Annotated in this window: 21 protein-coding genes; 10 read left to right on the top strand and 11 right to left on the bottom strand. The window is 54.5% G+C overall.

Features of this window, described 5'->3' with window-relative positions; all coding sequences use genetic code 11:
• The 3 genes from VLA04_06780 to VLA04_06770 all read right to left on the bottom strand — a co-directional run.
• The coding region (locus tag VLA04_06780) for a hypothetical protein (GenBank protein ID HSI21360.1) at nt 1-180 on the bottom strand (180 nt) is incomplete at its 3' end.
• A 127-nt stretch (nt 181-307) separates the two neighbouring features.
• The gene (locus tag VLA04_06775; protein HSI21359.1) at nt 308-886 is read right to left on the bottom strand and encodes a histidine phosphatase family protein; all 579 of its coding nucleotides are present in this window, start codon (nt 884-886) and stop codon (nt 308-310) included.
• A gap of 106 nt (nt 887-992) precedes the next feature.
• Nucleotides 993-1,373 (bottom strand): zinc-ribbon domain-containing protein, encoded by a 381-nt coding sequence (locus VLA04_06770; protein HSI21358.1) that lies wholly within the window; start codon nt 1,371-1,373, stop codon nt 993-995.
• A 180-nt stretch (nt 1,374-1,553) separates the two neighbouring features.
• Between VLA04_06770 and VLA04_06765 the strand changes: the two genes are divergently transcribed.
• From VLA04_06765 to VLA04_06725, 9 genes are all read left to right on the top strand, one after another.
• Nucleotides 1,554-1,976 (top strand): hypothetical protein, encoded by a 423-nt coding sequence (locus tag VLA04_06765; protein ID HSI21357.1) that lies wholly within the window; start codon nt 1,554-1,556, stop codon nt 1,974-1,976.
• A 75-nt stretch (nt 1,977-2,051) separates the two neighbouring features.
• Nucleotides 2,052-2,597 carry an adenylyltransferase/cytidyltransferase family protein gene (locus tag VLA04_06760; protein HSI21356.1) on the top strand — a complete coding sequence of 182 codons (546 nt, stop codon included), beginning with the start codon at nt 2,052-2,054 and terminating at the stop codon, nt 2,595-2,597.
• 70 nt (nt 2,598-2,667) lie between these two features.
• A complete protein-coding gene (locus VLA04_06755) occupies nt 2,668-3,090 on the top strand; it encodes a hypothetical protein (protein ID HSI21355.1) in 423 nt (140 codons plus the stop codon).
• 75 nt (nt 3,091-3,165) lie between these two features.
• Complete coding sequence (locus tag VLA04_06750; GenBank protein HSI21354.1) at nt 3,166-4,203, top strand: hypothetical protein; 1,038 nt, start codon at nt 3,166-3,168, stop codon at nt 4,201-4,203.
• Between the two features lie 249 nt (nt 4,204-4,452).
• Nucleotides 4,453-5,397, top strand: a complete 945-nt coding sequence (locus tag VLA04_06745) for a hypothetical protein (protein ID HSI21353.1) — start codon at nt 4,453-4,455, stop codon at nt 5,395-5,397.
• Nucleotides 5,387-6,493 carry a hypothetical protein gene (locus tag VLA04_06740; protein ID HSI21352.1) on the top strand — a complete coding sequence of 369 codons (1,107 nt, stop codon included), beginning with the start codon at nt 5,387-5,389 and terminating at the stop codon, nt 6,491-6,493. Before VLA04_06745 ends, VLA04_06740 begins: the two co-directional genes overlap by 11 nt.
• A gap of 46 nt (nt 6,494-6,539) precedes the next feature.
• On the top strand, nt 6,540-7,919 hold the full coding sequence (locus VLA04_06735) for an adenylosuccinate synthetase (GenBank protein HSI21351.1): 1,380 nt from the start codon (nt 6,540-6,542) through the stop codon (nt 7,917-7,919).
• Nucleotides 7,920-8,205: 286 nt separating this feature from the next.
• Nucleotides 8,206-9,240 (top strand): hypothetical protein, encoded by a 1,035-nt coding sequence (locus VLA04_06730; GenBank protein HSI21350.1) that lies wholly within the window; start codon nt 8,206-8,208, stop codon nt 9,238-9,240.
• The gene (locus VLA04_06725) at nt 9,218-9,652 is read left to right on the top strand and encodes a hypothetical protein (GenBank protein ID HSI21349.1); all 435 of its coding nucleotides are present in this window, start codon (nt 9,218-9,220) and stop codon (nt 9,650-9,652) included. The genes VLA04_06730 and VLA04_06725 overlap by 23 nt, the downstream gene beginning before the upstream one ends.
• Nucleotides 9,653-9,688: 36 nt before the next feature.
• Here VLA04_06725 and VLA04_06720 read toward each other — a convergent pair whose 3' ends face one another.
• The 8 genes from VLA04_06720 to VLA04_06685 all read right to left on the bottom strand — a co-directional run bounded on the left by VLA04_06720 (nt 9,689) and on the right by VLA04_06685 (nt 20,771).
• Nucleotides 9,689-12,073: a hypothetical protein gene (locus VLA04_06720; protein HSI21348.1), complete on the bottom strand. Its 2,385-nt coding sequence runs from the start codon at nt 12,071-12,073 to the stop codon at nt 9,689-9,691.
• 98 nt (nt 12,074-12,171) lie between these two features.
• The gene (locus tag VLA04_06715) at nt 12,172-12,945 is read right to left on the bottom strand and encodes a hypothetical protein (protein ID HSI21347.1); all 774 of its coding nucleotides are present in this window, start codon (nt 12,943-12,945) and stop codon (nt 12,172-12,174) included.
• Nucleotides 12,946-13,593, bottom strand: a complete 648-nt coding sequence (gene nadD / locus VLA04_06710) for a nicotinate (nicotinamide) nucleotide adenylyltransferase (GenBank protein HSI21346.1) — start codon at nt 13,591-13,593, stop codon at nt 12,946-12,948.
• Between the two features lie 128 nt (nt 13,594-13,721).
• Nucleotides 13,722-14,936, bottom strand: coding sequence for a hypothetical protein (locus tag VLA04_06705; GenBank protein HSI21345.1), 1,215 nt, complete (start codon nt 14,934-14,936; stop codon nt 13,722-13,724).
• 158 nt (nt 14,937-15,094) lie between these two features.
• A complete protein-coding gene (gene nadE / locus VLA04_06700) occupies nt 15,095-17,149 on the bottom strand; it encodes an NAD(+) synthase (protein ID HSI21344.1) in 2,055 nt (684 codons plus the stop codon).
• Nucleotides 17,146-18,108: a ribose-phosphate pyrophosphokinase-like domain-containing protein gene (locus VLA04_06695; GenBank protein HSI21343.1), complete on the bottom strand. Its 963-nt coding sequence runs from the start codon at nt 18,106-18,108 to the stop codon at nt 17,146-17,148. The genes nadE and VLA04_06695 overlap by 4 nt, the downstream gene beginning before the upstream one ends.
• Nucleotides 18,109-18,214: 106 nt before the next feature.
• Entirely contained in the window at nt 18,215-19,816 is a 1,602-nt protein-coding gene (locus VLA04_06690) for a hypothetical protein (protein HSI21342.1), read from the bottom strand.
• Nucleotides 19,817-20,102: 286 nt separating this feature from the next.
• The gene (locus VLA04_06685) at nt 20,103-20,771 is read right to left on the bottom strand and encodes an NUDIX domain-containing protein (GenBank protein HSI21341.1); all 669 of its coding nucleotides are present in this window, start codon (nt 20,769-20,771) and stop codon (nt 20,103-20,105) included.
• Nucleotides 20,772-20,930: 159 nt separating this feature from the next.
• Between VLA04_06685 and VLA04_06680 the strand changes: the two genes are divergently transcribed.
• Nucleotides 20,931-21,351 (top strand): serine hydrolase (locus VLA04_06680; protein HSI21340.1); only part of this gene is annotated, 421 nt, incomplete at its 3' end.

The raw sequence follows: 21,351 nt of genomic DNA, 5'->3' as shown, positions 1-21,351 counted from the left end.
CCCGAGGCATCCAAGCTTTACTTCAGCCTCCTGCTGTAGCTCCTCCCTCCTTTTCCTCTCGCGGGTCCGCTTTTCGTCCTCTCGCAGGTACTCCTCGTAGTCCTTCTCGGTTTTACCCGGGTTGGCCTTGAGCCACTTTTCGATTGTTATTTTTCTAATCTTATCTGCCCATTCATCCACTTTTCATTCCTCCGGATCCGAGTAAAATCTCACCGGAATGTATCCGATAAGAGGCGCTCTGTCAATGACTTATAGGCTTCTGTAAAAGAAAACGGCCTGCATACAAGTGCAGGCCGCAAGTAATTCCCTACTCCAGAACGTCCGCTCCGGGCTTCAGCTCTAACACCCCCGTGTTGTCTAAATAGGGCGTTTTCAACCCATCAAGCCATTCCCAACCGTGGAAGGCGGCGCGGATCATCTTGCCAATGTCACCGTGCGCAACCAAGAGGACATGCTCCTCGGGATGCTTTGCTTGGACCCAAGCAAGGACCCGCTTCCCGCGCTCCAAGAGGGTGGGAAAGTCTTCTGAACCTTCCGCCTCTAGGAAGTACGTCACGCCGTCCGTAGGGAGGATGGCGTGTGCCGGAAGGTCCTCAATGCAGGCAACGGGGCGTCCTGTCATGCAGCCAAAATCCCGTTCGATAAGGTCTGGCAGGACCGTCACTGGCAAGCCAAGGAGACTCCCTATGATTTGCGCCGTTTCGTGGGCACGCTTCAGAGGTGACGAATAAATGACTTGGATGCCGTTGTCCTTGAGCTTTTTCGCAACGGTACGCGCCTGCTCCCTGCCCAGTTCGGTCAAGGGACGGTCACGGTGCCCATTGAGGATCCCCTCGATGTTGTCTTCGTTCTGCCCGTGCCGAACCAGGTAAATGTCTGCTGGCATAATAATGTACTGTTCCTCCTTCAATATACTGTCGCACCATAGCAATAAACCCGGTGTGACTCAATAAAAAAAGCCAGCGCCGCCTAGAGGCAGTGCTGGCTTACGATTACTTTGCGCCTTCGCGCTTCACCCAGTTAATCTCTCCACACTGGTTACACTTGCCCTTGTCAGTAGGCGAAACGTAATCCGAGCAGGTGCCGCAGACGAACGGGTGGGTCTCCACGGTGACCGTTGAGCGAACGAGTTCGACTGTGTATTCCTCGAACGAGGTGTCATTATTCCAGGCGGAATGCCTGGCGGCATCTTCTGCAGCATCTTTCCCTTGGAACTCTTCTTCCACGGGTGCATAGGTAATCCTGTAGATACCCGTGTCATCGCGGACTCCCACAAAGGGCAGTTCCGGCTCATGTGGCAATTGCTGTCCACACCGAGAACAGAAACTGGCGGTGTCTTCAGCTTGTGTACGGCAGTTTTCGCAAACCTTCATTCATAACCTCCTTAGGCATGTGGGCAGACTTTAGCGCAAAACACGTCCTGAGTCAATAAGATTATTGCTCTAGAAGCCAATTCACAAAGCAAGGGCGTTACCCGCCGAAATGTGTTTTGTCTGCCTGCTGCGCATCCCCTATACTTGTGACACCTAGCCCCTTATGAGACAAACTTTGTAATGTTTGAAGAAGTACTGTTTGAACAGCCAAAACGTGAAGTGGAAGAGTACTTGCAAAGGATGCACAGTCATCTTAAGGACGCTTACCGAAGCCCGGACGGGAGGTACTCCGCGTCGTGCTTTGCCATTGCCATGGATGTAGCGAAACACCTCCTTAAAGAAGGTAAGCACCCCTATACCATGGCTATCCACGGTGAGACACTCCCGGATGGGCATAGCCACAAGCTACTTATCCCTGTCGTGTATAACGGCGAGACTAGCTGGACTACCCATGTCATTTGTTGTGAAGATGACACAGCTTACGACCCAATAGTTGGCCACCCTATTCCTATCGAAGAATACCGCACCACCGTCTTCACCGAACCCGCGGTAATGCACGTAGAAATGAACCCGGAACAAATGGCTGGCCTTCTAAATAGGTAGCTTCTAGATTGACTAATTACCCTTATTTTGCTATATATAGCCTGCTTCAAACGAAGCTGACACGAAAGGTGTGACATGGCAGAAGAAAACCCTGAAAACCCGAAGAAAACACTCGTCTACGTAGGACGGCTCTCTCCCATCCACCTTGGACACGAGAGGGTGATTGAAACAATGCGCCAAGAAGCAGATGACAAGGATATCCTCGTCGTCATTGGCTCTTGCAACCAGGAGCGGTCATTCCGCCACTTTTTCAGCTACCTGGAGAGGCGCGAGCTTCTCCTGACGCTTTACCCCAATATCCGGGTAGTTGGCTTGCCCGACTTTCCCACAGACGAAGAGTGGCTCACCGCCCTGGACGACATCCTCAAGCTGGATAAGGCTACTCCGCAGCAATCCCTGTTCTACGGCGGTTGCGACGAAGATATCCTCTTCTTTCGCCAAGCCGGACGGAACTGCAAGATCATCAACCGCTTTGATGGCAGCAGTGTGAAGGTTTCCGCGACCGAAGTCCGGGACGCCCTGATTCACGAGCGCTCCCTAGACGGCATGGTCAACCCAGTCCTTCATGACAAACTCCTTAAGATGTTTGGGAAGAACTGGGAAGAATTCCGCCGCCGCTAAATGACTCCGCCCCTGCCAACTGGCAGTGGGCGGTTTTTTAATCCTCACCTATTTCTGCTAAGGTCAGCACATGCTGCTCAATGGTGAAGAAGTGCGGAATATTCGGCAAAAACCATGGTGGATGTACTGCATCCCCTGGCTCATGGGGAATACCTGCGTTGCCTTGTATCCCCATTTTTACGTTTCCAAAAGAATCTATAAGGACCTCACCAGTAAAAGCCCTTCGCCTAAATCTGTTGCGGTTGCCCTGCATGAACTTGAGCACCTCAAGCGGGCCCATACGTTCGGTGTATTCAAGTATTACGCGCTCTACCTACTAAGTAGGCGATTCCGCTTTGAAGAAGAAATGGCCTGCAAAGCCATTGAAATACGCTATTTGCGAGAACGCGGTGAAACCCTGGATTTGGAGCGGGTTTCCCGAATCCTTAGCGGTTGGGCATACCTTTGGTGCACCAGCTACGCAGAAGCCCTGAAGCGGCTTCAGGCAATCTGACCCTGCCTTCTTAACGAGTAGGGTTTTTTCGTACCCTCACATATACTTAAGGGACTAAACCGTAGCAGTACCCTTGTGGAAAACCAGCCAGAAACCACTGCGCCAGAGAGCCAAGCACCCGTTACTCCCCCTGTTTCCACCCCAAAGAGCCGGCTCCCTCTCATTATTGCCTTAGGAGTGGTCCTCCTCCTGTTGGTACTAGCAAGTGTTTGGGCATATACCCGGCCAGATACCCAAACCACGAGCAACACCACGCCAGCCCAGGCCACTGCCACCCCCACTGCAACGCCTGCCGCTATCAAGATTACTGCTACCGAGAAAGGCAAGCTTATCCTTTCTGGTGGATATGCCGACCCAACCGTCGTACCAATTGCAAGTGGCTACCGCATGTATGTGAACCGCCAAAGCGGCGGCCCGGGCGGCTACCTTACCTATACCTCTCGTGACGGCATAACTTGGACAAAGGAAAAGGACATTATTATTTCCGGTGTCGCCACTGGCCGCGCCATAGTGCTCCCTACCGGCATCCGCTTCTACTACCCTGGTGTGCAGCCAATCAAGGCCACCGATCCTCAGGCCGATATGTACAGCTCCTTCAGTACCGATGGCACTGCCTTTACCAAGGATGCAGGAAAGGTACTCTCCCCTCGCACCTCTGGCCACTACGTAGAAGGCCCTACTGTCTTCCAGCTTCCGGACAAAACCTGGCGGATGTATTTCAATGAAAATACCGTTGCGGCCGGCAACCAGCGTGACGGGGCAATCTGGGGTGCCAGTTCCGCAGACGGCCTTACCTGGACACGGGATGAAGCCCTTACCATGGAAGCTGACGCAACCGAGAACGTGAACAAGTCCCCGTGGAAGCAAGTCTTACACCCCTTTGTACTGGCTAACCCCAAGGGCGGCTACATCATGCTTTATAACTCCCATTCGGAGCTATATGCCGCCACCTCTACTGATGGCCTAACCTGGAAGAAGATTGGGTACGTAGGCATTCATGGTGCGGATATTGATGGCTATTTCCAGGAAGATGGCACAATCCGGGTGTATTATGGCGATTTTGATGAGAAGACAGGCGGCCTGGTATATATGGGCATACTGAAAGTGGAATAGGCTTGGACAAGAAGCCAAAAACAGGCCAGTTGAGAAATACCGCTCTCCTGGCCTGTTTTTTATGTAATACTGGTTGACAAATCCCTGATTTTCGTATAGGGTTACACATGTTTTTGTTCTGGATAAGCCCGTGTGCCTATTAGCGCATAAGCTTGCTCAGAAATTCTGGGTAGGATTTTCGATATTTGACAAGTGAGCGTGTTACAAACACAAAACCGCGCTGACCCCGACTGCACATGAGGAGCATACATGCCATCAGAATCTCCTGCTGTTTGGCTCACTGGACTTGTCCTGGGAGCCGCCCGTGCATTACCCATAGCTGAAAAGCAAAGGGTTGCCGGCTACATCAGCACCCCGAAAGGGGCTGCTTATCAAGTCCTGCAACCACTCGGGAATGCCGAACACTACAATCTCCATGGCTGTCTGCTCCCCGGCGACAGCGAACAAATTGGAGTCTTGAAGATCGCCGCAACAACAAAGGACAACGACTCCCTCGACAGGGAGGCGATGATCCTGAAGATGATGCGTGAAAAGGCAGAGGAAGCCGAACGCCACGCCAGCCGTGGAGGAGGAGTGCGTCTTAACTACCACTACTTCTTCCCCCAAGTTGTGGACAGCTTCATCTGCCCCGAACAGGACGAACGACGGATCAACATCCTCGGTTTTCCCCCTGTCATTGAAACTCTCAGCCAACTCTCGCCCCTCACCGCCTTACGGCAAGAAGGGATCCGAGCAGACCCGAGAACCGGCGCCTGGATTATTGGCAAGACCCTCAAGGTCCTCGCCTTTGCCCACGGCCAAGGTATTTCAAACCGCAACATCACTGCAAGCAACATCTTGATTGAGCGCGAACAGCACGGGGTTGTAATCTTCGATTGGACGAGGTCAAAACTGGCTTCCCCAACCGAGACGAATGCCCCGGAAGAAAGCGAAGACTTACGGTCACTAGGCCGGTTAGCCACGTCAATCTTGGGAGGAGACCTGAAAACAGGAGAACTCCCCAAGGACGACCAACTCACCGACGAACGTTTCCAAAAGCTTATTCGAGATTTAGCACAAGGGAAGTTTTCAAGCGCCATAAGTGCGTACACTCGGTTCTACGAACTGATCTACACACTCTGGCCGCGCGAATTCCACCCCTTCATGGCGTACAGCCTCGAACCCGACCCACAGGAGAAGATAAATGCGAGATAAAGGCGGATGGTCATCCACAACTTACGAAACAACAACTCGTGAGATTGCCAAATCCGGCAAGTCAGTCACTGAACTTGGGGAGCAGCATGTCCGTACCCACGGCAGGCTTGACCCCCTCGTCGATCCCAAGACCCATGGCGTCAAACGTGAATCGTTGAGCCTCATGAGCCCTCAAGGGGACGGAACCTTCCTCCTCTTGGAAGGCGTGGCCATTCCCGTGAAAACGGGGCTGGATACCACCGGCTCGATGGGAGACAACGTCGCCCGGGCATTCAAGGTACTTCCCAAGGCACAGCACTATCTGGTCCAAGGCGAAGGAGCCCTGCTCGAGAGCTATCACGTCCAGATCGCCACCGCGGTTATCCAGGACGTGGAGGACAAGATCCCCTACCAGCATTCCGAGTTCGAGCCCGATAACGAAGTGGATCGCCAGATGCGCCTCCTCAGTCCTGAGGGCGGCGGCGGCGATGCACCAGAGGACTACGACTTGGACATCTTCTACACAGCCGAACGAACCGTCACTTCGATCAGTGGGTATGGCCTTAAGGGCTACCACTTCATCGTAGGCGACGAGATCGGCCGGGGAAGGCTTGGTGAGCATGCCATGCAAAAGGCGTTCGGCCTCTCCTCTCAGGGAGTGCCGAGCACCGAGGAGTTAGCCCAAAAGCTTCTCCAAGGCTGGCACGGCTTCTACCTTCAAGTAGGAGACCACCTCCACACCACCGAGTGGTGGCGGAGGATGCTCGGTTCTGACCGCGTGGTTCTCCTTCCTTCGACGGACGACCTTGCAGAGGTACAAGCAGCCATCATCGGTCTGACCGAAGGCAAGCTTGACCTGCAAAGCGCACTGGACTTCCTTACGGATACGGCTCGGGTATCGAAAGCAAAGGCTCGACAAATCGTTCAGGCCGTTGCCCACATCCCGCTCCGCGCGCAGGCGATCTTGCCTAACCACGGCAAGCTCCCCACCAAGGGAAGCATCTTTGCCAGCCGGACAGATCTATGGCCAATCAACGAACCGCACGGCATCATCGAGGAAGAGCCTGCTCACGTAGGCACTTCCCCGGTCGCCGGTGGAATCGACTGGAAGCTCTGATCCATGCTTCGCTGGGACCCGCACGGGCGGGTCCCCCACCCTAGTCATGAAAAAGATTTTTGTTCTCACCGATTTCGTTTTTGGCGATAGCACCAAGGGAACTACCACCGCGTGGCTTTGCCACCGGTTTAGGGCCCGCCATGTGATTCGCAACGGGGGCTGCCAAGCCTTCCACCATGTAGTCATGGCCGACGGTAGAGAACACACGTTCTCCCAGTTCGGCAGCGGCACACTGCTGGGTGCGGCAACGTACCTTTCGCAGCACATGGTCATTGACCCATACGCCCTTCTCCATGAAGGCCGCGCATTACAGGGGGAACTGGGCGTCACAAACGCCTTCGACCTCATGACAATCAATGAAGAGGCGCTCGTAATCAGCCCCTTCCAGGCGATTGCCAACCGGCTCCGCGAGCTTGCTCGAGGGGAAGGAAGGCATGGCACCGTAGGAATTGGGGTCGGTGAGACCGTCCTGGACAGCGAGCAGTTTCAAGACACGACAATCCGAGTGAAAGACCTTGGAAAGCCGTGGCTGAGAGACAAGCTGGCTGCCATACGCGAGCGAAAGCTGGCGGAGCTGGCAGAAATCATCGACCTGCTTGGACCAGACTGCGAACGGGCTGCGCGCGACATTCAAAACTTGCGCAACCCCAACATCGTGGGATGGGCAGCCGATGAGTTTGACTACATGGCAAGCGTGGTGAAAATAGTGGACGATAGCTATGGCGCCGAGTTACTTCGGCAACCTGGCGTCATCGTGTGCGAACCCTCACAAGGGGTCCTACTCGACCGCTGGGCCGGCTTCCATCCGCACACCACCAAGGTGGAGACAACTTCCCGCGATGTCCTGGCCCTCATCAAGAGCCACAACTACGATGGAGAGGTGGTCCGACTGGGTTTGACCCGCGCGTACCACCACCGCCACGGGGCAGGGCCGTTCGTTACGGAGAACGCAGAAGTCACCAAGTGCATTCCGGACAGCTTCAACACTGACCACGAATGGCAAGGCCACTTCCGCGTAGGGCACTTTGATGCCCTGGCCGTACGGTATGCGATCGAAGCCTGTGGAGGGCCAAAAACCTTCGACGGGCTGGTGGTCTCCTGCCTCGACAGAATATCCGGGATACCCAACCTGGGCATCTGCGACGGCTATACCTGTCCGGCTCCCAACCAGGAGATCGACCGGTACTTTGCCCGGAAAGGAAGTCTGATTACGGACATCGGTCCCACACCAGGTACTCGCGATGACACCCAACTGAACCATCAGGCGGGACTGAGCAACCTCCTTTCGCAGTGCAAACCCGTACTCACCAGCATCGAGGGACCCACAAAGTACCTTGAAGCCCTGTCGGTACGGCTGCCGGTACCCATAGCGGTAGCTTCCTACGGACCCACTGAGCAAAACAAGGTGGTCCTCCGCGGGCTGTAACACACTCACTCTCCATTATGACGGGAGGCTAAAACCTCCCGTCCCCTCTACGGATATATTCCGTACTGATGAGTCCTTCCACGCGGAAAAGGACGAAAGGGAAAACGGCTTGGGTACTTGAAAAATATCCCAAGGTATGCTATAACACAGTATTCCGTTTTGTATCTTGAAAACCTGCTTCCTCCCCTGACTGGTGGCTTTGTGATGAGAAACGTACTCATTAGAAAGCCATCAGTCACACACCCGACTGGTTAACCCCGGCAAGGATTCTGGAGGAAGAACCGATATGAATGACGATCTGAAGAAGAGACTTAAGTCCCTTGGACTTTCGGACGAGCAAATCGAAAAGCTCATTGCCGAAGGCGCAACCAACGAAGGCGACATCGCTCTCATCAGTGGCGATGACATCAAAACTATGACTGGATGCGGCCTCGTTACCGCACGCAAGGTTGCCGACTCGTTCAAGCCGGCACCCGCAGCAACGACTGCCGCCGTAACCGACACGGTCATCGGCGAGCACGACAAGCCGACCGAGACCCAAATCGGCGAATATGCCAGCACCCTTGGCATGGACTCCAACACCCTCATGATGTTCATGATGGCCAATGCAGGCAGCGGTATGGGGATGGATATGGATCTCAGCACGATGCTGCCGATTCCTTCCATCGTCGCCGGGTACAACCCGAAGATCCGCAATATGCCCTATCTGGTCATGGGCCAGGTCGAGCGCAGGCTCGCCACCCCGATCATCGTGATCAACGCCAATGGCTCGGTCAACGTGGACCTCACGAACGAGTACATCAAGAGCCTGGAAGAGGGCTTCCCCAAGGTAGAGGACGGCGTCTACTACGACACAGCAGGAGCTCCCTACCAAGTCATCCGTGTTGGCGTTGACGCCCAGAGCGTCTACGACTCCGACCCGGTTGCCTCTGACAAGGCGCTGCAGCCGAACGGCATGGGCACCGGCCGCATCAACTGGAACAGGGTTCCGATCGATGTCCGGCAGGTTGTTTTCTTTGCCGTCACGCAGACGAACGAACTCAACCCCGGCGACGAGACGCAACTCGGCCGGCTCCGCGACAAGGTCAAGCCGGAAATGAACCGGTTGGAGCTTAAGGGCGACTTCCCCAAGGCTATCAACGCCTACAACGAAGCGCTCAGAACCGGCTCCCTACCCAATCTCCGCGTCCAACTGTCGCGAACCGCACAGACACCTCGAACCATGCCTAACCGCGGGAGAACTTCTCCTCGCGACCTAGCAGGTGCGGGTGCTCGAGCGGGAGGTGGCGCCGGACACGGTGACACGTTTCCCGACGAGTGAGACGGACTCCGACCACTTCTTCGAAGACTTCTTCGCTGACGTGCGCCGGGGCACCCCCTCACCCGAGATTGCCACTTGGTTGATCGAAAATGCAAAGCATATGTCGGAGCGAATCTTCTTCCAGCCTACCAATGACTGGAACAGACTCGAACCGCATCACGTCCTGGCCCTTCGGGCCTGTACGCCGCTGAACGTTTTCACCCCAACTGCAAAGGGTGGCTATCTCACTCAGGTGGCGGATAACGCGGCGCTCGCCTCACTGGCTTCGGTCATGTTTGGCAGCGACTACGACTTCCTCACCAACCTTCCCGACGAGTATCGGTACTTGCAACCCGAACTCACCCAGCTCACGATCCTTGCCTACCGGCACAAAGTCCGGTCCGGCGACGCTCGTGTGCACAATCTCCGCTAACAGGTGGGGGCCAACAGGCCCCCACTTTTTTATTACCTACTTGCTAAGGTCTGGCAGAAAGACCCGGCTTATAAACAGCTTGGTTGCTACCCTGCGGTAGCCTGAATCCCAAAAGGCACTCTCTTGGTCCAACTGCTCCCCATGGGCAGTTTTTTTAGTGCCACGCTCTGGGTAGAACCTTCGGTAGCCCTTGTGCATGAGGCGGTACTGAAGCACCTCACGCTCCATTTCACGTAGCCAGCGGGTCCTATCGCTACCGGAAGTGGGGTGAAGGTAGGTTTCTAATAACTTTGAGGCGGTCTCCTTCACCAGCTCCGCATCGCCATGCCACACACCGCCAAACAGGAGGTGGGCCCAGCGGTCGTCAGCAACACTGTTATCCTCGGAAGAGACGTTGCGGATCTTCAAGTTCTCACCGTCCTCCTCAAGCCAAAACTCAACCATCTTCCCAATATGTTCTTTACCAGCAAAAGCATCATCCAACGCGCCATGCAAATCCCCCTGCTCTTCCCATCGCACATCCGGCTTCACCATAAGGGCAACGTCTACATCAGCCCCTTTGTTTGCGTAGCCTTTAAACCGTGAGCCAAACGCCAAGTACAGCGGGTAAAGCTTGCCTGCTAACGCCGGGTTTTCTTTCAGTTCAGTAGTCAAAGAACCAAGACCCTTAAGTTCTTCCATAATGTTAGGCGTAGGTTCAAGGGAGGGCGGGGCATCCAAATGAGGGATGGTTATCTCAAAATCTTCCAAAGCCTCCGGAGGCACTAAGCCGGTGACTGCCCAATGGGAGATGACCGTTGCCAGCTCATCCCGCACTCCCAGGGAATCCTCTAGCTTGGATTCTTTGATGGACTGCAGGCACTCATTCGCTTCTTTCTCCGCCAGTTGCCTGTCGTACTTACCCACCTCTTGTATGTAGATATCCAAAGCACGCAGGGCAGGAACAGGATGCTGGGCTCCCGACTGCCATAAGGAAACGGGGGTTTCTACACCGGATCGGACAAGCTCAAATAATGCATTGGCACTGCTGGTGTGCAGCCCGTCACACCGTTTGATTCGCTCCCAAGCAAGCCTTCCTGGGTTGTCGCGCAGTGCACCCTGGCTGTCTGCCACATACCGCTGCTCACTTTTCTGAAGGGCTTCGTCTAGACGGGCAAAGATTATTTGCGCGCTCCCCTGTTCAGATTCTTTCCCTTTGTCTTGCAGCTCATGGAGGCGCCCTGCAGAATCCAGGCGCTGCCACGCCTGTTCGCTGCTCATTACCTCACTTGATTCCAAACCATCCTTCCCACCATCCTCCCCCAACTCGTAAAGGTACTTTACATTCCATAGCCGCAACCATTCTTCCACCTCAGGGGAATTGGCTTGCCCCTCAAAGTCCTCCTTGCTGCTCAATGCCCCGCTCACCTCAGCCACCCCACTTACCACTTCTCCAGCTGCTGGCGCAGTTGACCAAAAACGCGTTGCCGCAATTACCATATCGGTCAGCTTCTGCTGGTCGTGCGAACCGAGCATATCGCCTTGAAGGAGCTGTCCTGCAAAAGGCAACAGTTCCCTGAAGGTGGTATACATCTCCCGCGCTGTCACATTTCGGTATGAGTCATGGTGAAACAAGTCGAAAAGTTTCCCTGCCTCTGTATCGTCAAACCCCTCGCCTTCCAGGCCATGTGCCGCATGTACGGCTGCCTGCATAGCGTTTGCGTTTTCCGAAAGGAACAATTCCCGCCACGTATCCCTCGGGAGGAGATGCCGGTCTGCCAGTACAGGGAAAACATCCAACATCCCTTTTGCGACACTATCGTCCATACCTTCAACGCAGCTTGTCACTTCTTCCAAGGTGACTATCCCCTTCTCCACTAGGTAAGGTGTGAGATGGACCGCTTTCCGTACTTCCTCAGGCCGCTCGCCACTGAATTCGGTCTCCACAATGTCACCATCAGCAAAGTTTGCACGCAGGTCCCCCTCTTTGATCAACCTCCTCCATCCCTCTAGGTAGGCAGCCTTGAAATCAGCTTCTGCACCGGCACAGTCACCATGAGGCAGCAACTCAAAAGGAAGGTACAAAATAAGCCGGGCATGCTCTGGGTCCGCCATGAGGAAACTGGCCAGCTGTTGGTAAGTACCCTCTAGTTGTTCCGCCGTTACTTTTCCTTCCTCTTGGGCTTCGTGCACATCTTGCGTAACATTCGGGATTGCCGCAAAGAGGCTGTCGAGCTTGCCGTGTAACATACGGCGCTCGTGTGCCTGTTCTTGGAGCCGCGCATCACCCTCTATACCCTTAGATAGGACCGTCCCCTCACCAGTTCCAGCCAGGTACAGTGCTGCTGCCGGCTGAAAAGTCTCCAATACAAGCTCCGCCTCCTGCTCAAGGGAAGAACGTTCATGACCGGGCGGAAGTGAGCCTTTTCGCTCAAACAACATGGAGGTTCGTACTAGAAATCTACAGTTTCAGTATAGGGAAAACTTGCCCTGCCTGCCCAGGTAAATAAAAAAGATGGGGCCAGGTTGGCCCCATCTTGCTAAATGAATCTCCCTTCCTTGAGAAAGAGGTACCGCTCGATGGCAATGAGCAATTTGCCATCCCGGGTAGTCATCCGCGCCTCAAGCATGGGCTGAGGGACTAGGCGGATACACTCCCCTTCTTCCGCCAACCCACAGACACGCGTCGTGAGCTCTTGCAGCTCCCTCTGGCTTACCGTGCGGCGAACCAGAAAGAACTTCATTTCCTCATCCATCGTGCCTGGGGAAAGGTAGAACGTGCCGGGATGGTCAGAACCGATCAGCGCCATCATGTCGATGACTTCTTCCGGCGCAAAGTCCATTCCCGTCTCCTCTTTAAGCTCCCCTAGGAGCTTGGCAAAGAAGTTGGTCGAGTTGTCCATGCTGCCCGCCACCATTTCAATGAGGGCAGACTGACCTACTGGTTCCCGCGCCTGCTTGGTGAGAAGGAGGTAATCCTCCCCTTCGCAGCTAAGGATGATGAGTGCCGCTACCGACGCCCCACGGAGCAATACCGTGGAGAGCCGGGCAGTACCCTCTTCATCCCTTGTTTCGGCAACCAGTTTGATGAACCCAATTCGCTCCTGCGGTGTTCCCCGGCAGAAGATATCTACCGACTGGATGCTGAGAGAAACCAGGGAAAGAAGAGGGTCAAGGTTACCTACCCAGCGTAGGAATGCCGGCGCACTGAGAACCTCGTCCTTTATCGCTTTGGTGACCTGCCCGTAGGGGTAGGTGCAGTGCGGTCCAAACCGGACGGGTATGAATTTCCCGCCAACCGTAACACATGCCATTTAAAAAGCCTCCTTGTATAAGCCGTGCTCGTGGATGTACGAAACAACTGGCCCGGGCGTAAGCCCTTCTATTGATTCGCCCTGGGCTAGCCGAGTGCGAATGAGCGTTGATGAAAGGTCGTGCTCCACTTGCTGCGGCACCAGGTACACCTGCGCCTCATCGTTGGGTGGGACGGGGATGTCTGTCGGGGCAAGTGTCCGGACTATTGTCCCTGCCGGCACCTGGGGCGCTGCCAAGCCATAGCCGGGCCGCCCCATAACTACCAACTTTATCCGGGAGAGAAGGTACTCATACTCCCGCCAAACTTGGTGCATGGTTGCCACCCAATCACTGCCAATCACCCAAAAAACCTGGGTGTCCGGGCCGTACGCCGCATGAAGCCTGTCCACCGTTTGATAGGTATAAGGCTCACCGGGGTGATCCAACTCCAGGCGTGAGACGGCCAGGTGTGGATAGCCCACGACTGCCAACTCCGCCATGCGGAACCGGTCCTCCGCGGACCGCCCTACCCCCATTTTATGAGGAGGCGTTGCCGCTACCATGATCAGCATCTGGTCAAGTTGAAATGCTTCCGCAGTCCAACCCGCCATTCGTAAGTGGTCGTTTTGAATAGGATCGGCTGTGCAGCCTAAAACGCCAATGCGCATGCAATTCTCCTCATTGTTAATGTTCTCCAGTCCAACGTCTGTTGAAACGAGAGATCTTCACCTAAGCGAGTTAGGTGCAGGTCTCAAGTGGGGAGAAGAACAGAGTTCTCCTCCCCAGGGATTGGGGACTACGCGGCGAGCTGGAAGCTCTCGGTAGTCTCGATGCGCATGCCAAGGGCCGCAAGTTCAGCGAGGGCTTTTTCAGTTTCCTCTTCAAAACCAGGGATGATGGATGCGGTGTCGGACAGGTAGACGATGTCCTTCACACGGTGCTCAAGGCCCGCCGCAATGAGGCATTTGACCGCCTGTTGCAGGGAACGAAGCACGCAGTGTGAGGCCGCCTGGCCCGTAACGACCAACAGGTCGAATGGGGCGATGCCCTCTTCCAGGAAGCCCCGGAAGACATTCAGGATGGTAAACACCGTGCGCGCCTTGAGGTCATCCGCAAACTGGACCTCTGGCTCGAACACACCAAGCATGTCAGTGCGTGTGGAAATGCCCTTGGGGAACCAGAACGGTTCCGCCTCGAGCGACCCGCGCAGGTGCGCATGGTAGATGCTCGCCGCCGCTACGATAGGATCGAGTGAGCCGCCGAGCGTGAACTTATGGCAGTGTCGGGGCCAAAGCACCGTGTAACCAAGGGTGTTCACATACTTCCAGCACTCGTGGATGACGTCGGGGATAGTGGAGATTGGCGCCCAGATACCATCGGGGTTATGCTCTGGATGCCAAACCGTCTCAGGGGTGAGAACGACAAGGCCACCAGTCCCCTCCGTGCCAGGCATGCCCAGCTGAGGGTGCTCGCCCTCGGCAGCATGTGGGTTGTTAGCCCGTGCCACCCAGTAATGCATGTCGAAACGTGCCGTCCACGGATGGAAATCCATGGTGTAGCCGTGCATGGTGATTGCGGCAGCATTCTCCAAGTCCCATTCAGTGAGACGGATAATGTCCCACCAGGCACCGGGAACACTGAGACGGCCACCCATAATGCTCGGGGTAGTCCTGAGGACTTCGCCAAGCTCTTGGGGAGTTACCCAGACAACGCGATTGTTGCCCTTCGTCCAATACGGGAGCAGCTTAAGCCTGCCCTTGAATGCGGCGGGCAAGTAGCGGGTGACCCTGCCGGAGCTCGGGTCAACCACGGTGAACGCCCATGTAAAGTCGGGCTGCTCGTCTACGTGGAGTCGAAAGATGCGCAACTGATCCTTGGAGGCTGACTGCAACTTGTGAAGCGCAGCCGTTTCCTCGGCTTCTGCCTGGATCTGTGCAGCATTCGGTTGATAATAGGGGTTGCCGACTAAATCTCGGCTATACCACTTGGGAAGCGAAAGTCTAGAAACCATAGTGCTCCTTCAAGTCCTTGAATAACAATGTCCAATTCTTTTTCAGTGGCGGGGTTAGCCTCCAACTGATTAAAATTACTTTGCCAGATAGTTAGTGTATTGTCAACACTATTTACCTAAGAAAGAGGGCGACACGTGTGTGCCGCCCTGGTAAGGCCCTACGCCATGAAGAGGAATCCCTCTGGCGAAGCGGTTTCCGGAAACCGGTTGTACCGCTTGGGGTCAATGTGCACATGGCTCGTCGCCGGTGAAGGCGGATCCTGGTTGTGCTTGTGAGGGCCAGTAATGCAGCTTCGCACATACTGGGTTGCCCACTTCTCCACCATCTCCCAGGTAGCGCGCGGGTCAAGTGCCAACAACTCTTCATCAGTGAAGTTTTGCCGGATGACACGCAGCATGTCTCGCAACGCAAGACGCTCACCTAGGAGGAGAGCCAGGAAGAGATCGTTAAGGGGCACGGGGCCCATCTCGTCATCGTCCTTCTGACCTGGTTCTAGTTCGGCTGACGCCTCAGTTTCCAGCAGGTCGGCAAATACAGGCCATCCCCATTGGCGTGCCATGTAGGCAAGCCAAGCGTTAACCACATCCTTAGGCACGCCACCAAGCATGTTGATATCAGCTTGTTGATCACCACCCTTGGTGTAGAAAACCCTCCCCCGTTCTGTGGCATTACCTGTGCCGATGAGTGCCGCCATAAGCGTGGCACATACCGAACGACCAAGTGCCGCACGCAAGCGTGGTTGGATATTCTGGAGATCCATACGGTTGAGCCCCTTCCCTTTCACCATTTTTTCAAGGCATTTCACCGCCTCGTTAAATAGCTTCTGAATAGGAACTTCCTTGAATGAAAACCCGACCTGCGCACAAATGTCTCGTGCGATGGACTTGGTTTCATCGGAGTTGTTCTTGGTCGGCATGGAGAAGCAATGGGCGAAGTCCTTTATGGCTGCCCTACGCTTTCTCTTGTCAGGATATCGCTCTGCGGTGAAATGCCGCTCCGCATAGAGCGAGGCCAGCACAGTCACTAAGAAGGAATCTCTTCCCCCCGACTCCAAGATAACAATTCGCTTGAAGCCGTTTTTCTCAACAAAGTCGGTGAACGCCAAGAGGAGGCCTTCCTTAACTTCATCGAAATACTCCTTCTCGCGGTCAACCACAGTGTCAAAGTCGGGTAAGAAAAATGACTTGTTCTTCCCCTTCCACGGCAGTGGGTACGTGTACTCAGGCTGGTTTGCCGTTGGCGCACCACACTGACGACAATCGATTTCCACCGGTCGTACCAGTGTCTGTGAACGATGTGCTTCAGTCCACTGGTCTCGGAAGGTTACATTGGTCCTGCGCCTCGTCTCAACTCGCGTCAAGTCAAAGTCTTGGACAAATAGCCCTTCTCGGAACCTTCCACCCAGCGGCTCATTCACAGGGAAGTGACGGCCCAGTTGATGGAACAATGCCCCGCCATCGTAGACCCTGCCAGCATGAGCGCCAACCTGATAGGCGGCAACTACTGTAGTGGCATAGTCCGAACTGCGGGTATTGAGCTGCTCAATGCGACTCTGATAGGTGCCGAGGCGCCAGTCAGATGCATTACTAACCGCCATTACCAGGGCATCGCCAGCGATCGCGCGGCGCTCCATAGCACCACCTGAACGCCAATAATCTTCACAGGTAATTCCACTGGCGCGGCCGAACGGCAGGTTAAAGACCAGGTCTCCCATATACACGGGGTACCCCAGGTCTTCATAGCCTTCCAGCTCAACGCACATACCAGGGTATCCAGGATTGAAATTGCGACCGTCCGTAAAGGAAAAATCGCGTGCCAACTCTGTTTTAGGAATCATTCCCAGGATAATGCCGTTGCACACCCAGACTTGGACGTTATACGCCATGCCTCGGTACACTTCGGTCATACCCACCACAAACACCGTTTTGAACGGAAGCGTCGCCGTAAAGGCAACGAACTTGCGGAGCGCCTGGCGTTGAAGGCTTAGGTGGTCAGGGTAGTAGATGTAATCCTCTGACGGGTACCCAGGAATGATTCCTTCGGGATACACAGCCAGGGAAACTTTCTGCTCCGCAGACGCCTTAGCCCAACGCATAATGCCCGCCAAGTTCGACTCGAAAGCGCCAATCTTAACGTTCATAACAACGGCAGCTGTGCGAATGAGCTGTAACGCCGTCTCCCCAGAGGGGGCCAATCTTTCTTCTACATTCACAAAACACCTCTCCGCTCTAGGGCGGGTCGCATACGGGCCGCAAAGGACGGCATGATGGGGACAACGACAAATTTGCTGGAAGCCTGCACTTTGGGGTGCTGGCTCATCGCGCATGAGTCGGTGATGAAAATCCACTTAAACTTAGAAGCCTCAAGCATGTCGATCACCTCTTCGTTGTTAACGGCAAAGTGACTAAGGATGAGGAAGCCGCCTGTCGCCCTATTTTCTAGGTAGAGCTGCAAGGCTTGGATGGCTGTTTTCCCGCTGTGGGTCAGGTCGTCATAAAGGCCGACATCCACACCTTCTATGTCTCCGAGGAAACCAGAAGTTATGGTGCCATCGCCAATATGATCCTTGTCGACAAACACGAAGTGGACACCCAGGTTTTTGGCGTATGCCTTTATCCATTTAGGGCGACCAAGGTCACCCGAGCCCACTGCGTAGTTGGCCAAGCCACGGCTGAGAATTGCCTCCTGCAAGGCATCACCGCCATACACTTCTTCCGGCGTGCAGCCTTTATGGAAGTAGTGACGGAGGCCTGACGTGTGAAGGTCAAGCATGTAGATGCGGATGCGCGAGCTGCGTGGAAGGTTGGAAAGGAGGGTGGCTATGGCTTGCGCCGCAACCGCCTCATTTGGAAGCACTTCACGCTCCTGCGTCCCGTACATGCAGTACGGAATAACCAGGCTCAGTTCCTTGACCCCCTTGTTCAGAAGGTTGAAGGCGGCAAGGTAAAACGCCAAGAGCTCCTCGTTAGTGTCGAGACACCCAACAAGAATTACCTCCCGGCCGTCGATAAACGAACGGTCATTGCTCTCAACATGGACATGCAACTCCCCTCCGGGATACGTGCCAACATTGAGAGGGGTAATGCAATCTTCAATCCCCAACGCTGCCGCCAGCCTTTCGACTAGGTACATTGATCGGGGCAGGCCCATTATTGAGAGTTTGTTATTCATTTTCAAACCTGAGTTTTCAAAATCCGTCTTTCGGACGAGCCACCAAACCGGAGTTTGGTAGTTCGTTGGAAAGGAGAAGGGCTGGTGCCCTTCTCCAGAGTTCTTTCTACGCCACAAGCAAGTCTTCGCGTAAGACGCCCTGCGCAATCATCCGCTTGCGCAGATCGAAGAGTTCCGCGGTAAGCGAGACCTTGATGGGCGTTGGGCTTGCAAAGCGGGTGGTCCACCATGGCAGGCCACTCACTTCGAGTCGGATACGCTCCGACACAGAGTCGATCGTCGGATTGTCCCATGCGTCGGTCAAACCGTCGCCGTTGAGAGAATCGTAGATCAGTGCCTGCTGCGGCACTGCCCGGTAATGGCGCAGATCCATGTAGGCCTGCTCATTGTCGGGATGACATGCCCGGAGGGAAGTAAGTGCTTCACCCGTAGAGATCAGGTAGAGCAACCCGTCCTCCCTCACTTCGTGCACATCGGCACGATAGATGAGAAGGTTGAGAAGATCCCCTGTATCTGGATCGTACAACCGCGCCGACCTAAGGAAGCCAGGGATCGATGTTTTCGGTCCCGCCGCCCCATCGGTGCCAAGCGCCAGTTTTACCGTGGCATAGCCACCATACATTCCCAGCTTCATGACGCCGTCCAGCGCGGGTTGGTTTTGCGAAACGCCCTTATTGGTGCCGATGCCCCAACGAATGCGCCTTACAATTTCCTCGCCGTCGAGCCCCATTCTCGCCGCGCCATCCCGAATTTGTTGTTTGATCTCGAGGATCTTGTACTCATCCAGGTTGTTGGCCAGCGGGAAAACCAAGTGCTCATAGAACCACTCTTCCTTGGAAAGAGGATGCTGCAAGAACAGTTTCCATTCTTCCAAGATATAGAATGCCAGGTCGCCAGAATCGTTCCGCGGGCCCCAGGCCCACACATCTTTCTGATCCCGAAGGCGATTCATGATGTGTTCCCGGTTTTGGTAAACCGCGTCCAGGAACGCCGGGTAGTCCACCTTGAGTACCTGGTCGGTATCTACAAGGTTGAACACGCGGTGTGGTTTGTGAGTAATCCACTTGTGGTGGCCATCAAACACAAGTCCGCATGACATTGGCCACTCGTGCCCCTGGGTTCCCATAGGGTCAAACTGGAAGTGGCGTCGCAACTCTTCGTTACTACTGGCAATACAGCCGGCAAGCAACGCGTTGAGCGACGTACGAAGCGGGGCTTGGGAACGGCGCCATGACTGGTCGTTGAGCGACTGTGGCGCTGCCGCCATAACCGCCCTATGCCAGTCCGTTACGTTAAGGCTGTCGAAGTTCAGATCTTGAATGAAAATTCCTTCAAGCAGCCGAAGGTCTGGTACCGGGCCCCTTAGGGTAACGATTGGTTCCTTGGGGAAAAATGCCGTGCCTTCAGGGGGAGCATAAACCTGTACCCGAAGCCGACCATGCTTTCGTAAGTAGCGGCGAAGCGGCTTGCCGTAGCCCGCCAGCTTCATTGCTTCGTAGTATTCAGGATCGTCCAGCGGCAGGTCCATCAGGTCACGAAGTGCCTTGGTTAAACCCGCCAGAATACAGTACGTCCCCCCAAATGGTGCGTTCCGGATGAAGTATGACTTCGTTACGATGACATCCTCATTACCCGCAGCTACCTCTGCTTCCGCAGCCTCGGCAGCATTCAGGGCGACGCGGCCATCCATAACGTCAGCGTCAGCCATCTCTGGAAAATAGCGGTCCCATGGGAAAGCCATTAAGGGAAAAGCCGACCGGATCCCCTCAAGGAGGTTCCGAGTCTGGTGAAAATATTTGTTCCGTTTTGCCAATTGATCTGCCCTCCTGAGGCAACCGATAGTGTGCGTAGAAAGTTGGAAAAGTTCGCGCCCACCAAAAAGTAGACGAGAAAAGAAACATCAATTCCTTGATTTCTCTTTTCTCAGCTCCTGAAGCTTATAATGGGAATTTGAGCTGTCGAAATGCTACCAGACCTTCCAGGTTTGGTCAATCCTAAAAGTACTGCCGGCTAGGATCTTTGAACCTATAGAGGGCTGCAGGGCGATGGGACGCTCCGGCATGCTTCTCCCCGGTTTCCTCAACAAGGTTAAGGGAAAGGATTTTCTTCCGGAAATTACGCTTGTCTTGTGGCTCACCTAAAATGATTTCGTACACGCGCTGAAGCTCACTAAGGCGGAACTCATCAGGCAACAAGCGGAAGGCAATGGTACTGTAATCCAGCTTGCTTCGCACCCGGTCCACGGCACACTGCATAACCTTGGCATGGTCAAACGCCAATTCAGGCAGCTTGTCTACGGAAAACCACTGGGCATCATCTGCGTCACTCGCACCAACCAAGTGGAGCTTGTCCGAAGGGACAAGGGCGAAATACGCCACTGTCACCACACGGTCACGTGGGTCACGGCCAACATCGCCAAAGGTATAAAGCTGCTCAAGGTAGACATCCGCCACTCCCGTCTCTTCTTCAAGTTCACGCAGTGCGGCAGCCTCTAGGGACTCATCCATGCGGACGAACCCACCAGGAATAGCCCACTTGCCCTTAAATGGTTCGATGCCCCGCTTAATAAGGGCAACTTCAAACTGGTCATCCCGAATTGTCAGGATGATGATATCTACCGTGAGGTAGGGATGTTCGTACTTTTGGATAGGTTGGTTGTCCATTGGTGTATAATTTACACAAACATAGCATTCTCGTCAAGTACCTACTTCCTGGCAGTATATTCTTACCTAGACACAAAGACATGTCTCCCCTACTTTTCTCCCTAGAGATTTTTGGGAGTTTGGGTAGGATGAATAAGTCTTACACTCCTACTATCTGCCGTGAGCACTCTCAAGAAGCCTCTTACCCTGACTACTTTTTCTGCCGCTACCGTGGCCAGTGCTCTTTTTCTTACGGGTGCTCTTTGCGGCTGGGCTCTCAACTTCAACGATAGACCAGTAGCAGCCGAGCCACGTAGCTGCCTCCGCTTGGAAGGTTATACATATACAAAGCCCCTTCTGGCTTGTGACACACTCCCAACGGGAGTGCACTCTTCTCAGATGGAAACCGTAAAGAAGACTGTCGAAGAAGAAATTAACGAAGCGGTACAGCGTGGTGATGTAACGCACGTATCAGTATATGTACGTGACTTGGTGAACAGGCAGGAAGTAAGCATTAATGGGGATGAAAAGTTCTTCCCTGCCAGCCTGAAAAAGGTACCCCTTATGATGGCTTACTTCAAAGCCGCAGAGACAAGCCCTC

The organism is Verrucomicrobiia bacterium, from assembly GCA_035460805.1.
In the GTDB taxonomy this organism is placed as follows: Bacteria; Patescibacteriota; UBA1384; order CAILIB01; family CAILIB01; genus DATHWI01.
This window is presented reverse-complemented; position numbering and strand designations above follow the sequence as displayed.

Coding starts and splice junctions, on each gene's coding strand:
- nadD (HSI21346.1), bottom strand. CDS start 13,593: ATGCGCATTGGCGTTTTAGGCTGCACAGCCGATCCTATTCAAAACGAC.
- VLA04_06690 (HSI21342.1), bottom strand. CDS start 19,816: ATGGCTGACGCTGACGTTATGGATGGCCGCGTCGCCCTGAATGCTGCC.
- VLA04_06770 (HSI21358.1), bottom strand. CDS start 1,373: ATGAAGGTTTGCGAAAACTGCCGTACACAAGCTGAAGACACCGCCAGT.
- VLA04_06715 (HSI21347.1), bottom strand. CDS start 12,945: ATGGCATGTGTTACGGTTGGCGGGAAATTCATACCCGTCCGGTTTGGA.
- VLA04_06705 (HSI21345.1), bottom strand. CDS start 14,936: ATGGTTTCTAGACTTTCGCTTCCCAAGTGGTATAGCCGAGATTTAGTC.
- VLA04_06695 (HSI21343.1), bottom strand. CDS start 18,108: ATGAATAACAAACTCTCAATAATGGGCCTGCCCCGATCAATGTACCTA.
- VLA04_06735 (HSI21351.1), top strand. CDS start 6,540: ATGAAAAAGATTTTTGTTCTCACCGATTTCGTTTTTGGCGATAGCACC.
- VLA04_06765 (HSI21357.1), top strand. CDS start 1,554: ATGTTTGAAGAAGTACTGTTTGAACAGCCAAAACGTGAAGTGGAAGAG.
- VLA04_06745 (HSI21353.1), top strand. CDS start 4,453: ATGCCATCAGAATCTCCTGCTGTTTGGCTCACTGGACTTGTCCTGGGA.
- VLA04_06685 (HSI21341.1), bottom strand. CDS start 20,771: ATGGACAACCAACCTATCCAAAAGTACGAACATCCCTACCTCACGGTA.
- VLA04_06760 (HSI21356.1), top strand. CDS start 2,052: ATGGCAGAAGAAAACCCTGAAAACCCGAAGAAAACACTCGTCTACGTA.
- VLA04_06775 (HSI21359.1), bottom strand. CDS start 886: ATGCCAGCAGACATTTACCTGGTTCGGCACGGGCAGAACGAAGACAAC.
- VLA04_06730 (HSI21350.1), top strand. CDS start 8,206: ATGAATGACGATCTGAAGAAGAGACTTAAGTCCCTTGGACTTTCGGAC.
- VLA04_06740 (HSI21352.1), top strand. CDS start 5,387: ATGCGAGATAAAGGCGGATGGTCATCCACAACTTACGAAACAACAACT.
- VLA04_06720 (HSI21348.1), bottom strand. CDS start 12,073: ATGTTGTTTGAGCGAAAAGGCTCACTTCCGCCCGGTCATGAACGTTCT.
- VLA04_06755 (HSI21355.1), top strand. CDS start 2,668: ATGCTGCTCAATGGTGAAGAAGTGCGGAATATTCGGCAAAAACCATGG.